Annotated in this window: 12 protein-coding genes; 9 read left to right on the forward strand and 3 right to left on the reverse strand. The window is 72.5% G+C overall.

The genetic code is table 11. The features are described from left to right. Positions 1–3,476: type VII secretion protein EccCb (gene eccCb, locus ACWEVN_RS38400; RefSeq protein WP_452054544.1), on the forward strand; the 3,476-nt coding region annotated here is incomplete at its 5' end. A 20-nt stretch (positions 3,477–3,496) separates the two neighbouring features. Here the strand turns inward: eccCb and ACWEVN_RS38405 are convergent. Further along, positions 3,497–4,123, reverse strand: a complete 627-nt coding sequence (locus ACWEVN_RS38405) for a hypothetical protein (protein WP_452054545.1) — start codon at positions 4,121–4,123, stop codon at positions 3,497–3,499. 489 nt (positions 4,124–4,612) lie between these two features. Here ACWEVN_RS38405 and ACWEVN_RS38410 point away from each other — a divergent pair, with 489 nt between their 5' ends. The 4 genes from ACWEVN_RS38410 (at position 4,613) to ACWEVN_RS38425 (ending at position 10,622) form a co-directional block, all read left to right on the forward strand. Further along, positions 4,613–6,622 carry a trypsin-like serine protease gene (locus ACWEVN_RS38410; RefSeq protein WP_452054546.1) on the forward strand — a complete coding sequence of 670 codons (2,010 nt, stop codon included), beginning with the start codon at positions 4,613–4,615 and terminating at the stop codon, positions 6,620–6,622. Positions 6,623–6,686: 64 nt separating this feature from the next. After that, positions 6,687–8,237, forward strand: a complete 1,551-nt coding sequence (locus ACWEVN_RS38415; protein WP_452054547.1) for a tachylectin-related carbohydrate-binding protein — start codon at positions 6,687–6,689, stop codon at positions 8,235–8,237. Positions 8,238–8,253: 16 nt separating this feature from the next. Further along, the gene (locus tag ACWEVN_RS38420) at positions 8,254–10,119 is read left to right on the forward strand and encodes an FG-GAP-like repeat-containing protein (protein ID WP_452054548.1); all 1,866 of its coding nucleotides are present in this window, start codon (positions 8,254–8,256) and stop codon (positions 10,117–10,119) included. 59 nt (positions 10,120–10,178) lie between these two features. Next, positions 10,179–10,622: a YdeI/OmpD-associated family protein gene (locus tag ACWEVN_RS38425; RefSeq protein ID WP_452054549.1), complete on the forward strand. Its 444-nt coding sequence runs from the start codon at positions 10,179–10,181 to the stop codon at positions 10,620–10,622. Here the strand turns inward: ACWEVN_RS38425 and ACWEVN_RS38430 are convergent, their stop codons facing one another. Both ACWEVN_RS38430 and ACWEVN_RS38435 read right to left on the reverse strand, forming a co-directional pair. Continuing rightward, positions 10,623–12,029 (reverse strand): class I adenylate-forming enzyme family protein, encoded by a 1,407-nt coding sequence (locus ACWEVN_RS38430; RefSeq protein ID WP_452054550.1) that lies wholly within the window; start codon positions 12,027–12,029, stop codon positions 10,623–10,625. It lies immediately after the preceding gene. Between the two features lie 31 nt (positions 12,030–12,060). Further along, positions 12,061–13,050: a hypothetical protein gene (locus ACWEVN_RS38435; protein ID WP_452054551.1), complete on the reverse strand. Its 990-nt coding sequence runs from the start codon at positions 13,048–13,050 to the stop codon at positions 12,061–12,063. Between the two features lie 217 nt (positions 13,051–13,267). On the opposite strand from ACWEVN_RS38435, the gene ACWEVN_RS38440 reads away from it, so the two are divergent. The 4 genes from ACWEVN_RS38440 to ACWEVN_RS38455 form a co-directional block, all read left to right on the forward strand. After that, positions 13,268–13,612: a WXG100 family type VII secretion target gene (locus ACWEVN_RS38440; protein ID WP_152603733.1), complete on the forward strand. Its 345-nt coding sequence runs from the start codon at positions 13,268–13,270 to the stop codon at positions 13,610–13,612. 17 nt (positions 13,613–13,629) lie between these two features. After that, positions 13,630–13,932, forward strand: coding sequence for a hypothetical protein (locus tag ACWEVN_RS38445; RefSeq protein ID WP_003057455.1), 303 nt, complete (start codon positions 13,630–13,632; stop codon positions 13,930–13,932). Between the two features lie 103 nt (positions 13,933–14,035). Continuing rightward, complete coding sequence (locus ACWEVN_RS38450) at positions 14,036–14,422, forward strand: hypothetical protein (protein WP_452054552.1); 387 nt, start codon at positions 14,036–14,038, stop codon at positions 14,420–14,422. After that, positions 14,419–15,315 (forward strand): WXG100 family type VII secretion target (locus ACWEVN_RS38455; protein ID WP_452054553.1); only part of this gene is annotated, 897 nt, incomplete at its 3' end. The genes ACWEVN_RS38450 and ACWEVN_RS38455, both read left to right, overlap by 4 nt.

The following is a 15,315-nucleotide window of genomic DNA, read 5'->3' on the forward strand; positions in this document are numbered from 1 at the left end:
CCGGGCCGCAGCGGCTCGCGACGCCGCTGAAGGCGCCGCAGACCGTGCCGCTGGAAGACCTGGACCCGGTGTCGTCCACCAGCCTCAAGCACTTCATCCGCACCTACTCGACGGTGGACGGCCTGCCGGTCGCGCTGTCGCTGCGGTCGTTCGCCGCGGTCACCGTGGCCGGGCGGCGGCCGGCCGTGCTGGGCCTGGTGCGGGCGCTGCTGTGCCAGCTCGTCACCTTCCACTCCCCCGCGGACCTGCGGGTCGCGCTCTGCGTGTCGCCGGACCGGCAGCACGACTGGGAATGGGCGAAGTGGCTGCCGCACGCGACGGCGGCCGGGGCGGCCGACGCCGTCGGCTCGCGGCGGCTGGCCGCCGACACCGCGGCCGGGCTGGCCGAGCTGCTGGGCGCCGACCTCGGCGAACGGCCCGCGTTCAGCCGGCGCGCGGCGGCCGAGCTCGACCTGCCCCACCTCATCGTCCTGGTCGACGGCGGCAACGCCCACGGCGAGCCCCGGCTGATCGGCTCGGACGGGCGGCTCGGCGTCACGGTGATCGAGGTCGGGCAGGAGCAGCCGCGGACGTCGTCGTCCGAGAAGCTGCTGAGCCTGCACACCGCGCCGGAGTCCCTCGGCATGGTCGTCGGCGAAGGCGGCGAGCAGCGGCTCGGCTTCCTCGGCCGCCCGGACGTCCTCGACCGCGGCGCCGCGGAAGCCCTCGCGCGGATGCTGACGCCGTTGCACACGCCCGCCGCGGTCGTCGGCGAGAAACCGATGTCCGCGACGTTCGGGCTGGCCGGGCTGCTCGGCATCGGCGACCCGCGCGACACCGACACGGCCGTGACGTGGGCCCCGCGGGCGGCCCGCGACCGGCTGCGGATCCCGCTGGGCGTCAACCCCGAAGGCCGTCCGGTCGAGCTGGACCTCAAGGAGTCCGCCGAGGGCGGCATGGGCCCGCACGGCCTGGTCATCGGCGCGACCGGGTCGGGCAAGAGCGAGCTGCTGCGGACGCTGGTGACGGCGCTGGCCGTGATGCACTCGTCGGAGACGCTCAACCTGGCGCTCATCGACTTCAAGGGCGGCGCGACCTTCGCCGGGATGACCGGGCTGCCGCACACGTGCGCCGTGATCACCAACCTCTCCGACGACCTCGCGCTGGTCGACCGGATGGCGGACGCGTTGAACGGCGAGCTGCTGCGGCGGCAGGAACTGCTGCACGCGGCCGGGAACTACGCGTCGGTGCGCGACTACGAGAAGGCCCGCGCGGACGGCGCGCCCCTGGACCCGCTGCCCTCGCTGCTGGTGATCATCGACGAGTTCAGCGAGCTGCTGTCCTCCCGGCCGGAGTTCATCGACCTGTTCGTCGCGATCGGCCGGCTCGGGCGGTCGCTCGGCATCCACCTGCTGCTGGCCTCGCAACGGCTGGAAGAGGGCCGGCTGCGCGGGCTCGACTCGCACCTGTCGTACCGGATCGGCCTGCGGACGTTCTCGGCCGCGGAAAGCCGGGCGGTGCTGGGGGTCGCGGACGCCTACCACCTGCCGCCGGTGCCGGGGTCGGCGTACCTGAAGTCCGACACCGAAACGCTGATCCGGCTCAAGGCGGCCTACGTCTCCGGGGAACTGCCGCCGCGCAGCACAGTCGTGCGCGAGGACGGCCAGGAGCTCGGCGTGCTGCCGTTTTCCCTGGCGCCGGTGGAAATCCCGGTGACGACCGAGGTGTCCGCGGCTCCTGCGGAGGGCGGTACCGGCGAGACGATCATCGGCGCGATGCTCTCGCGCCTGGAGGGCCGCGGCCCGGCCGCGCACCAGATCTGGCTGCCGCCGCTGGCCGAACCCCCGACGCTGGACCAGCTGCTGCCGCCGCTCGGCGAAGACGCGGCGCGTGGCCTGTGCCCGCTCGGCTGGGGCGGCAACGGCAAGCTGACGATCCCGGTGGCGCTGGTGGACAAGCCGTTCGAGCAGCGCCGCGACCTGCACTGGGCCGACTTCTCCGGCGCGGCCGGGCACGCGCTGATCGTCGGCGCGCCGCAGAGCGGGAAGTCGACGCTGATGAAGGACATCGCGGGCATGCTCGCGCTGACGCACACGCCGGCCGAGGTGCAGCTGTTCGTGCTGGACATGGGCGGTGGCGCGCTGGCGCCGATCGCCGGGCTGCCGCACGTGTCGGGGTACGCGACCCGCCGGGACGCACAGCGCTGCCGCCGGGTGGTGGCCGAGCTGACGACGTTGCTGGAGCAGCGCGAGGAGTTCTTCGCGGCGCAGGGGATCGAGTCGATGGCGGCGTTCCGCGCCCGCCGGTCCGAGTTCACCGAGAGCACCGACGAACGCGAGTTCGGCGACGTGTTCCTGTTCGTGGACAACTGGACGACGATCCGCCAGGAGTACGAGCAGCTGGAGGAGCAGATCACCGGCCTGGCCGCGCGCGGGCTCGGCTTCGGCATCCACGTGATCGTGTCGGTGAACCAGTGGATCGGCGTCCGCGCCCAGCTGCGCGACGCCATCGGCACCCGCTTCGAGCTGCGCCTGGGCGACCCGATGGACTCCTCGATCGACCGCAAGGTGGCGGCCAACGTCCCGGCCGACCGCCCGGGCCGCGGCATCACGGCGGAGAAGCTCCACTTCCTGGCCGCGTTGCCCCGCATCGACTCCGACCAGCGCCCGGACACGATCGGCGCCGGCGGCGTCGACCTGGTGCGGCGGATTTCCGAGGCGTGGCAGGGGCCGCGCGCCCCGCAGGTCCGGCTGCTGCCGCCGGAGGTCCCCCTGGACGGGTTGCCCGCGGCCCCGTCGCGCCAGGTCACGCTGGGCATCTCGGAATCGACGTTGCGCCCGGTGTACCTGGACTTCGCGGCGGACCCGCACTTCGTGGCGTTCGGCGATGTGGAGTCGGGCAAGTCGTCCCTGCTGCGAGCGATCGCCACCGGAATCACGTCGGCGTACTCGCCGGAGGAAGCGGCGATCATCGTGGCGGACTACCGCCGCGGTCTCCTGGGCGCGGTGGCCGAGCCGCACCTGCTGGGGTACGCGGGCGCCGAGGGCAAGCTCACGGACCTGATCGCGGAGTGCGCCCAGGCGATGCGCAACCGCCTGCCGGGCCCGTCGGTGACGCCGGAGCAGCTGCGGAACCGCTCGTGGTGGCGGGGGCCGGAGCTGTTCGTGCTGGTGGACGACTACGAGCTGGTGGCCACGGTGGGCCGCAACCCGTTGCAGCCGTTGCTGGAGTTCCTGCCGCAGGCCCGCGACATCGGCCTGCACCTGGTGATCGTCCGGGGGTCGGGCGGGGCCGGCAGGGCGTTGTTCGAGCCGGTGCTGCAGCGGTTGCGCGAGCTGGGCTCGCCGGGGCTGATCATGTCGGGGACGAAGGACGAAGGGGCGTTGCTGGCGGACGTAAAGCCGTCACCCCAGCCCCCGGGCCGGGGAACGCTGGTATCGCGGCGGCACGGGACCGGGCTGGTCCAGGTGGCGTGGACGAAACCGGCGGAGTCCTAGGCACCGCGCCCGGGCGGAGCTCAGCGCGCGGGCCCGGTGGTCTCGGCGGCGAAGTGGTAGTAGCAGATCGCCCGGTGCTTGCCCGCGGCCCAGCTCGCCGAGGTCGGCGTCATGACCTGCACGCGGACGTCGGGGACCGCGCGGGCGTCGGCTTCGCAGCGGGCCAGGGTGTTCCGGTAGAGCTCGAGGATGTCGGGCATCGGGCCCTCGCCCAGCGGGAGCACCTCGAACGCCTCACCGGTGTGCTTCTCCGCGCACGACAGCCGGAACACGTCGGCCTCGCCCGACGCCGCCGGAGCATGGAAGCAGTCGCCGACGACGAGGTCGAGGCCGTGCGCCCCGCCTTCGGGCAGCCGGTCCTGGGTGGCCGTCCGCTGCTGCCACCACGCCGTCCCGGTGCCGATCCGGTACGCGAGCACGCCCATCCAGGCGGTGAAGGCGACCAGGCCGCAGACGACGAGCACCAGCCCCCGCTGCCGCTGCTTCCGGATGCGCGAGAGGGCGATGAGGCCGAAGACGGGTGCGAGGAGGCCGCCGAGCAGCCCGGAGACGAGCGTGGCGACGGCGTACCGGCTGATCGGCTGCTGCCGGAGTTCGGCGCGCATCAGCTCGTCGAAGAGCTCGGGGTCGTGCTGTGGTGCTGTCATCGCTCCCGGGCCCTCGAGGGCAAGAATTGCGGGCACGCCGGAAAATGCGTGCGTAAATGAATGAGAACGCCCCTCTTCACCGCCGCCGCAGCGACAAGCTTTCACACACTAACCCACCACACTGGCAAGCCGGAATGTGAGGCACATCACGACCCATAACGGTAATGACCGGAGTTTGCTGTCGATGGGACCACGGGGCGGATGAACGCCCCATGGGGGCCTGACCTGCGCGGCTGCGACCACCGTCACGGTGGTTGCGACGTTCGGCGTATGGACAGGCCGGGAGGGATCGACTAGGGGAGGAAACACCGGTCGGGGGGCCGGCTGGCGCGTGGGGAAATCCATTCCCCCGATGCGCCGTTTTTCCGCTGAGCGGGACACGTCTGAAACCATCGATTCGCCATTCCGCGAACCCATTCATCGAGGGCGCACTCCACCCGGGAGAAAGCCGCCCTGATCTGTTCCGCACAACGAGGGGAGAACACCCGCATGTCCATCCGTCCCAGGGCCGTGGCCATCACCACGGCCTTGCTGGCCGCCGGGCTGCTGACCACCGGTCCCGCCGAAGCCGTTTCCGGCGGGACCGCCGCCGCGGCGGGCGCCTATCCGTACGCCGCGAAACTTACCGCCGACGGGCGCGCCTGCGGTGGTGCGCTCATCGCGCCCGACCTCGTCCTCACCGCCGCCGGCTGCTTCCCCGAGAACCCGCAGGGCGGGGTGCCCGCCAAGGCGACCACCGCCACCATCGGGCGGACCTCCCTGAGCGGCACCGGCGGGCACGTCGTGGGCGTCACGAACGTCGTCGTCCGGGCCGACCGGGACGTCGCGCTCGCCCGGCTCGCCACGCCGGTCACCGACATCGCTCCCCTGCCGCTCAGCACCATCCCGGCCGGCTCCGGCGGCGGCGACGAAACGTTCAGCCTGGCCGGCTACGGCCGCACCGAAAGCGAATGGGTGCCCGACACGCTGCACGTCGGCACGTTCAAGGCGGCGTCGTCGACGGCGACCACCCTGTCCCTGACCGGCACGAACGGCACCGACGCCTGCAAGGGCGACGCCGGCGCGCCCATCTTCCGCGACGCCGGCGGCCGCACCGACGTCCTCGCGGTGACCAGCACGTCCTGGCAGCACGGCTGCTTCGGCGAGACCACCACCCGCCAGGGCACCGTCGCCGCCCGCATCGACGACATCGCCGGCTGGATCCGCCAGCAGGCGCTGGCCCCCACCGCCAAGGCCGTCGGCCACGCGATCACGCTGACCTGGCACGCGGTGGCCGGCAGCATCGGCTACCGCGTCTACGCCGCGGCCACCCCGGACGTGCCCGTGGACAGCGCGCACCTGCTCGGCAGCGTCGGCGGCACGTCCTACACGCACACCGGCCTGCCCGCCAAGCAGACCCGCTACTACCGGGTCGTCGTCGCGACGACCGACGGCTGGACGAGCACGCCGACCGACGTCGTCTCGGCGACCACCCCGGTCTCGGCGGGCAACGACTTCACCGGCGACGGCAAGGACGACACCGGCGCGGGCTACGACCTGAAGAACGCGCGCACCGGCGTGTACGTCTGGCCGACGAGCGCGGACGGCGGCGTGGGTGCCCCGCAGCTGAAGTGGAACACCGACGGCTGGGAGGCCGCCAAGGCCCGCTGGGTCACCGGCGACTTCAACGGCGACGGCCGCACCGACTTCGGCGCCTTCTACGACTACCTCGACGGCGGCTCGAACCTGTTCCTCTGGTACGCCAACGCTTCCGGCGGGTTCGACAGCCAGGGCATCAAGTGGAGCGGCGCCTTCCGGCCGCTCAACGCCCGGTTCACCACGGGCGACTTCGACGGCGACGGCCGCACGGACATCGCCGCCGCCTACGACAACGGCAACGCCGACCTGAGCATGCTGACCTGGCACGCGACGGCGTCCGGCTTCGACGCCCCGGTCACGCAGTGGCGCACCGGGCCGGGCAACTGGAACCTCGCCCAGTCGAGCTGGCGGGGCGGCGACTTCAACGGTGACGGCCGGGCCGACCTGGCCGCCTTCTACGACTACCGCGACAACTCCGCGAACCTGTTCCTCTGGTACGGCACCGCTTCCGGCGGGTTCGACGCGCAGAACGTCAAGTGGAACGGCGGCATCCCGTCCGGCAAGGCGAAGTTCCTCTCCGGCGACTTCGACGGCGACGGGCGCACCGACCTCGGCGCCGCGATCGACCTCGGCGGCGCGAACCTGACCTTCCGCACCTGGCACGGCACCGCCACCGGCGTCGACGCGCCGGTCACGCAGTGGACGACCGGGACCGGGGTCTGGAACCTCGCCCAGTCCCAGTGGACCACCGCCGACTACGACGGGGACGGCCGCACGGACCTGGTCGCCTCCTACGACTACGGCGCCTCGAACACGAACCTGTTCCGCTGGCACGCCAACGCCTCCGGCGGGTTCGACTCCGAAGGCGTCAAGTGGAGCAGCAACGGCACGTTCAACGCCGCCCAGTCGACCTTGTTCTGACCGTTCCACCGGTGGCGGCGTCCCGCTCGGGGCGCCGCCACCGCACCCACCGAGGGGGAAACCGATGCACCCACGCGGCCGGACCCGGCTCACCGCGCTTTCCGTCACCCTGCTCGCCGGCGGTCTGCTGACCGCGACCCCCGCCGAAGCGCTGTCCGGCGGCACGGTGGTGCCGGTCGGCACCCACCCGTTCCTCGCCCGGATCGCCACCCCGACGAAGTCCTGCTCGGGCGCCCTGATCGACCCGTCCTGGATCCTCACCTCCGCGACCTGCCTGACCGCGGGCGGCGCGGGCGCCCCGACCGAAGCCGCGACCGTCGTGGTCGGCGACGTCGACCTGGGCACCGGCGCCGGATTCACCGCGAAGCTGACGAAGGTCGTGCGCCGCACCGACCGGGACGTCGTCCTGGCGAAGCTGGAGAAGCCGGCGACCGGCGTCCAGCCGATCGCCCTCGGCACCACCGCGCCGCAGGCCGGGGACACCCTGCAGGTGGCCGGCTTCGGCCGGACCGCCACCGAGTGGGTGCCCGCGCGGCCGCGTGTCGCGCCGTTCACCGTCTCGGGCGTCAACGGCGCCACCGTGACGGTGTCGTCGGCCGACGGCACCGACGCGTGCAAGGGTGACGCCGGCGGTCCCGCGTTCCGCCTGGCGGGCGGCACCGCCCAGCTGGTGGCGCTGAGCAGCACGTCGTGGCAGCACGGCTGCCTGGACGTCACCGAAACCCGGTCCGGCGGCACCGAGACCCGCGTCGACGACCTCGCCGGGTGGATCCGCGACACCACCGTGCCGACGCCGGTTTCGTGCCCGGAGGGGGCGGCGATCTGGACCGCCCGCGCCGACGGCAGCCTCTGGCGCTACGTCCACCTCGGCCCGGCCGACGGCGCGGTCAGCTGGTCGCAGCCGAGCAGCGCGATCGGCTGGGGCTGGGACGGCCGCACCCTGGCCGGCAAGGGCGGCGTCATCTGGGACATCCACCGCAACCACGGTTCGGGCGACCAGTTCGCCTCCGGCGCCCTGAAGCGCTGGACGTACTCGACGGTCACCGGCTGGAGCGGCGGCGGCCAGGTCGGCAACGGCTGGGACCGCTACCTCACCGACGAGTACCGGCGCCGGATCACCGTCGACGAGAAGAACCGCATCTTCATGATCGACGACCAGGGCCGGCTGAAGTACTACCTCTGGAACGACGCGACGGGCACGTGGGTCAACGGCGCCGGCGACGTCCTGGACACCGGCTGGTCCCGCTTCGACTCGATCACCGCGGCCGGCGACGGCGTGCTGTACGCGCGCAAGCCGAGCGGCGAGATGTTCCGCTTCGAGTACGACTTCACGGCCTCGGCGTGGGCGGACAAGGACCGCGCGGTCGGCGTCGGCTGGCAGATGTTCAGCGAGGTCTTCTCGCCGGGCGGGGACGTCCTGTACGGCCGCGGCAGCACCGGCACCAGCCCGTTCGACGGCCAGACCGGCCCGGTCCTGCGCTGGTACCGGTACTCGGCCAACACCGAAACGTGGGCGCCGTCCGGTCCCGACCACATGGGCGTGACGATCGGCTCCGGCTGGAACACCGAGATCCACGTGACCGCCGCCCCCGACTCCTGCAAGCTCGCCGGCTGACCGAGGGGAAGACACGATGAAGAGAGTGACAGCGGTTTCGGCCGCCCTGCTCGCCGCGACCGCGGCCGGCATCGTCCCCGCGGCCGCGGTTCCCGGCCCCGCGGCGGTGAACCTCGGTTTCGCGGCCAAGCTCACCGCCGACGGCCGCGCCTGCAGCGGCGCGCTCGTCGAACCCACGCTGGTCCTCACGGCGGCGAGCTGCGTTCCCGAGAACCCGCCGGCGAAGCCCGTCAGCGTCACCGTCGGGACGCACACCGCGAAGGTGCTCACGGTGCTCCCGCGCACCGACCGCGACGTCGCGCTCGTCCGGCTCGACACCACGATCACCGACGTCCCGACGCTCAAGCTCGCCGCGACGGCCGGCGTGCCCGGTGCGTCGGAGGAGCTGTCGCTGGCCGGCTGGGGCCGGACGGACACCGAGTGGGTGCCGAACGAGGCGCACGTCGGCAAGTTCACCGTCTCGGCGTCCACCGCGACGACCCTGTCGCTGAGCGGAGCCGCCGACGCCTGCAAGGGCGACGCCGGTGCGCCGGTCTTCCGCGCGGACGGCACCCTGGCCGGGGTGGCCGGGGCGTCCTGGCAGCACGGCTGCTTCGGCGAGACGGAAACCCGCCAAGGCACGACCGCCGCCCGCGCCGACGACCTGCGCGGCTGGATCCGTGGCCAGGCCATCATCGGCACGGCCAAGGCGGCCGGCCACGGCGTCACGCTGTCCTGGACCCCGCTCACCGCTTCCGACGACGTGACGTACTCGATCTACGCCAGCTCGAACGGTCCCGTCGTGGTCAGCGCCGAACAGCTCGTCGGCACCACCAAGGCGAGCACGTTCCTCCACTCGGCCACGGCCCGCAAGACGTGGAACTACCTGGTCGTCGCGAACGGCGCCGCGAGCCCGCAGTTCACCGCCACCACCGGCCCCCGGTCCCTGACCGACTTCACCGGTGACGGCAAGGCCGACATCGCCACCTTCACCCGCGGCAGCGCCGGCGACGTCTTCGTGGCCGGCTCCGACGGGACGAAGTTCACCGGTACCAGCGCCCTCTGGCACGACCGGTTCTCGATCGGTGCGGAAATCCCGCTCTCCGGTGACTTCGACGGGGATGGCAAGGCCGACGTGGCCACCTTCGCCCGCGGCGCCGGGGCGGATGTGTACGTCGCTCTCTCCGACGGGACCAAGTTCAACGGCAACGGCGTGCTGTGGAACGAGTTCTTCGCCGCGAACGACGAGATCCCCGCGGTCGGGGACTTCAACGGCGACGGCAAGGACGACATCGCCACCTTCACCCGCGGAGACAGCGCGGATGTCTACGTCGCCCTCTCCGACGGGACGAAGTTCACCAGCAGTGCCCTGAAGTGGCACGACTACTTCGCCCCGCACGGCGAGACCCCGGTGATCGGCGACTTCGACGGCGACGGCAAGGACGACATCGCCACCTTCACCCGCGGCACCACCGGCGACGTGTACGTCGCCCTCTCCGACGGCACCAAGTTCGTCGGCAACGAGGTGAAGTGGCACGACGACTTCGCCTACAACGCCGAAGTTCCCGCGGTCGGCGACTTCAACGGGGACGGCAAGGACGACATCGTCGTCTTCGCCCGCGGAGAAGGTGCGGACGTGTACGTCGCCCTGTCCGACGGAACGAAGTTCACCGGCAGCGGCGTGAAGTGGCACGAGTTCTTCGCCTACGGCGACGAGATCCCCGCGGTCGGCGACTTCACCGGCGACGGCAAGGACGACATCGCCACCTTCACCCGCGGGACCTCCGCCGACGTCTACGTCTCGGTGTCGACCGGGACGAAGTTCGGCACCAGCTCCGCCTGGCACGGCGACTTCGCCTTCACCAGCGAGGTGCCCGTCCCGCGAGCGATCGCCATCCTGTGAGCGGCGGACCGGGGGCCGGCCGTCCTGCCCGGGCGGCCGGCCCCCGGCATACTCGGGGCATGAAGTTCCGCACCCAGGTCCTGCTCGGCGGCAAGACCGCGACCGGCCTGCCGGTTCCCGCCGACGTCGTCGAGGCGCTCGGCGCCGGCAAGAAGCCCGCGGTCACCGTGACGCTCGGCGGCCACACGTACCGCACCACCGTCGCCGGCCGCGGCGGGCAGTTCCTGGTGCCGCTGAGCGCGGAGAACCGGGCACAGGCCGGGGTCGCCGCCGGGGACGACGTCGAGGTCGAGATCGCCCTCGACACCGCGCCCCGCGAACTCGAGATCCCCGCCGATCTGGCGGCGGCGCTCGCCGCCGACGAGGCCGCCCGGACCCGGTTCGAGAGCCTGTCCTACAGCGCGAAGCAGCGGTTCGTGCTGCCGATCGGCCAGGCGAAGACCGAGGAGACCCGGCAGCGGCGGGTCGCCAAGGTCATCACGGACCTGCGCGCCGGGAAGTAGTCAGTCCACGACGGACGCCCGCAGCGCCGCCTTGTCCGGTTTGCCGGACGGCGCCACCGGGACTTTCCCCACGAAGCTGAACCGCGCCGGCACCGCCGCCTCCCCCAGCTCGGCCGCCACCGCCTTGCGCACCTCGTCCAGGTCCGGTGCGCGGCCCGGCGCCGGGACCACGAACGCGTGCGCCGCCTCGCCGGTCAGCGGGTCCGGGACCGCGACCACGTACGCCTGATCGACGTCCGGGCACGCCGCGATCGCCCGCTCGATCGGGCCGGTGTAGTGGATGATCGCGTTCACGATCACCACGTCCCGCGCGCGGCCGGACAGGTGCAGGTAGCCCTCGGCGTCCACGAACCCCAGGTCCTGCGTGCGCACCCAGCCGTCGCTCAGCACTTCGGCCGTGGTCACGTCGTCACGCCAGTACCCCGCGAAGGCCGACGGCGTCCGCACCCACACCTCGCCCTCCCGGACCGCGATTTCGACCGTGTCGCAGGCCTTCCCGACCGAGCCGGCCCCCTCGTCCGCCCGGCAGATGGTCAGCATCCCGGTCTCGGTCTGGCCGTAGGCGTGGTGCATCGCGGGCCCGATCCGCTCGGCTGCCTCGGCGAGCGTGTGCGGCGGCACCGGCGACCCGGCCACGATCAGCCTCCGCAGCGCGCTCAGGTCGACGTCTTCGGTCCGCAGCACGTCCAGCATCCGGTGCAGCCGCGGCACGGTCGTCAGCGCCGCCGTGATGCCCAGCCGCGGCAGCACCCCCGGGAAGTCGGGCAGCGCCTCGGGGATCACCGCCGTGCCGCCCGCGAACAGGCAGACGCCCAGCTGTTCGACCATCACCGCGCTGGAGAGGGATCCGAACAGCAGGTACCGGCCGAACCCCGTCCCCAGCCGCTCGTGCGCCGAGCCCGGGACCGGCGGCTGCCACACGCGGCCTTCGGTCAGGGCGCGGTAGCTGTAGGCCACCCCCTTCGGGACGCCGGTGCTGCCGCTGGTGAACACGACCGTCGCGATGTCGTCCGGCCGCCCCTGCGGCACCGGCTCGACGGGGGACGTCCGCAGCAGCGACGCCACCGGCAGCATCGGAACCCCGGCTTCCCACGGCTCGTCGGCGACCACCGCGGCGAGGTCCCCGAGGATGTGCCGCAGCTGCGCCTCCGGCAGCCCGGCCCGCACGGCGACCGCGCGGGCGCCGAGAACGTGCACCGCGACCAGGGCCGCGAACCCCTCCGCGGTGACGGCGGTGGCCAGCCCGACGCCGTCGCCCGCGCCGAGCCCGGCGGCCCGCAGGCCCGCGGTGAACCGGCCGATCAGGTCCCGCAGCTCGCCCCGGGTGGTCACCCGCGGTCCGTGTTCGAACGCGGGGACCTCCGGAGCGCGCTCCAGCTCGTCCAGCAGTGCCTGCGGGTGGACCATCACGAACCGCCTCTCGCCCGGGTGTCCCGGTCTACCGGGCGGATCTCAGAATTTCGGCAGAGACGACCGCTTCCCGCGGGAGCGACCGCAACGACAGCGTGCCCGCGACGGCGACCGCCGCGATCAGGCCGGTGGCCGCGGCGAGCGTCCAGAAGTCCGGGTGGACGATCGACTGGCCGCGCTCGGCCTGCCAGGTGAGCAGCCCGAGCAGGCCCAGGTAGCCCGCGCCCGCGGTCCGGACCAGCCGGCGGCGGACGACGTCGGATTCGAGCACCCGGTACCGGCGGGCCAGCAGGAGCAGCCCGAACGCGGCCAGCGGCAGCACCTGCATTGCGTGGATGCCGATGAAGTGCGGGATCCGCAGGTCCCCGCCGACCGTGCTCCAGCCGACCACCGGCAGCCCGGGGCCGCCGTCGTCGACGCCGACCGAGTGCGCGCCGAACGTCGAGTACTCGCCGGTCGCCTCGAGCGTCGCCTGCTGCGCCGGCGTCGGCGAGAACATCAGCGTCGCGACGTACATCCCGGCCACGGCCAGGCCGGCGCCCCAGCGCAGGGCCGAGCGCAGCGCGCGGTCCGGGATGCGCTGGAACAGCAGCAGGACGGCGACGGCGGCGGTCATCGACCACGCCGTGTAGGCACCACCCGCGACGACGTTGTTGATCGCGGCGTCCATCGGCGTGGACTGGTTGAAGTGCAGCGTCCGGCCGCGGACGATGATCTGCCACACCAGCAGCACGAAGTCGAGGCCGATGCCGACGGCGAACAGCGTGCCGAACCACCAGCCGGTCCGGCGGGCGCGGCGCACGTGCGTCAGCAGCCAGGCCAGCGTCAGCGCGTACAGCCCGATCGACACGGAGAACTTGAAGGGCTTGAGCCAGATCGGCGCGTTGACCAGCGTGCGATCATCGAAGAGGAGCCCGAGCAGCGAGACCGCGCACAGCACCCCCATCGCCCCGGCGAGCACCACCAGCGGGCGGTGCCACGAGCGGAGCGTGACCAGCGGATTTCCCTTGTCTGCCATGGTCTCGAGCGTGCCGCCGGAGCGGCGGGGAAACACTGGAGCGCACCACCGGACCGGGGTGGGGCACGCCCTACCCCCACTCGCGTGGGTAATAGTGCCGTCACCGCGACCGGCAGTTGTGCCGTTTGACCACACTGGCCTCTTTTCTAGCGTGACTTTCACACCGCGCGGACCACCGCGCCAGGGGTATTCGCTTCAGGAAGGAGGTGGCCCGTCGATGTCCAGTCCGGGATTCCAGGCAGATTCCGCTGCCATGACGCGCGCCGTCCAGGGTTTCGAGGAAACCGCGACGAACGCCAAGTCCACGATGGCCAGCTTGGAGTCCGAGCTGACCGAGGCGCTGCGCAACTACAAGGGTGACCAGGCCGTGGCCTTCTGGGACCTCCAGCGCCGGCTGCAGGAAAAGATGTCCGCCGCGGTGAAGGAGCTCGACACGATGTCGCAGCTCGTGCACACCAGCCACGCGAACTACGGCCGCGGCGACGCCGACGTCCACCAGAGCTTCCAGGGGGTCGGCAACACCCTCGAGGGCTCGGGCGTGCTCCCCCGCCTCAACCCCTGACCGAGAGGACGCCCACCATGGCCGACGTCGTCGAAATCAACTTCGCCGCGCTGCAGCACAGCTCGGCATCCCTGGCCGCCAAGGCCAAGGCGCTCACCTCGCAGCTGGAGCAGCTGCACCAGAACCTGCAGCCGATCACCGCGACCTGGTACGCCTCCGGCAGCTCCGCCGGTGACGCCGCCCGCCAGGCGGAGACCCGCCTGCGCCAGGCCACCGCGGACATCGTCGCGATCATCGCGCAGTTCGGCGGGAAGGTCGGCGAGGCGCACGACCTCCAGCAGTCGCTGGAAAACCGCAACCAGGGACTGTTCGCGGGCTGACCCGCGCCCCAGACGTCGGTCGACCGGTGCGGGAAACCCCCCGCTCGCACCGGCCGACCGGCTTTCCCCATGTCAGCCCCATCGCGCCAGAGAGCCGGGACCGATGCCAGACCAGTCGTACTACGTCCACCTGGAATCGCTGAAGGACTTCGTGCGGGAGCTGGAGACCCAGATCCACGCGATGTCGAAACCGAACGACTTCCTGCTGACCCTCGGCGAGGAACCGCTGCTGTTCGGCGAGTTCGGCGAGGCGGGGTCGCTGGCCGACGCCCACCGCGCCGCCGTCTCGGAGATGCAGGGCCTGCTCGACCAGGTCCGCAGCGCGATCGGATTCGCCCAGGACGTCACCACCACGGTCGCCGACGGGTACCAGCACGCCGACCAGTCGGTCGCCGGGGACCTGCACGCCTCGGGTGTCGTCACCGGCCTGCTCGACCCGGTCCTGGGCCTGCTGGGCGGCGGAGACACGGACGGGAGCCGCAAGGGATGACGAACACCGCGCACACGAACTTCGCCGCGTACAGCCACCAGCAGCTGTACGCGATGCTGCAGGCCGGCGACCCCAACAGCGCGCGGCACGCCGCCGACAAGTGGAAGTCCGCCGCGCTGCACCTGCACGAGCAGGCCCACAACCTCGACGCCGAGCTCACCGAGTTCAAGGACCAGTGGACCGGTGGCGCGGCCGACCAGTACCAGCGGATGATCATCGACCTCGCGAACGGCATCTCGAAGGTGGCGCAGACCGCGGAGGCGATGAACGTGACGCTCGGGGACGCCGCCGACGCCCTGGTCAAGGCCAAGAAGGAGATGCCGCCGCCGGTTTCGGTGCCGGACGTCGCCCCGGCCGACGTCGCGCTCGCGGTGAACCCGCCGCTGCTGCCGCCGGACGCCTCCCCCGCGGTCGTGCAGGCCGCGGCGCAGCAGCGTCAGCAGGCCATCGCCAACGTCGAAGCGCAGCAGGCCGCCGCGAACGCCGCGGGCTCGGCGCACGGCCGGGCGATCGTCGTGATGACCCAGCTCGCCGGCGAGTACACCGTCGCGGAGGAGTCGATCCCGGCGTCGCCGAACGCCGTCCAGACGCCGCCCACGCCGCCGGCCGGCGGGGGTGCGGGCAGCGCCGGTTCGCCGGGGCTCGTCGGCAACGGCATGACCGGCGGCGGCGTCGTCGTGACCCCCACCGACGGGCACCCGCTGCCCGGTGGCGGGACGACGACCCAGCCGGGGACGACCGTGCCGACGTCGAACCCGCTGTTCGGCGACATGTTCACCGCCGGGCTCGCGGCGGCTTCGGCGGCCGCGTTCGGCCGGTTCGGCTCGATCATGCCGAAGGTGCCGTCGTGGGCGAGCGGCAAGGACCCCAAGGACGGCAAGGAAGAGCCGCCG

It is taken from the genome of Amycolatopsis sp. NPDC003861, from assembly GCF_053605405.1.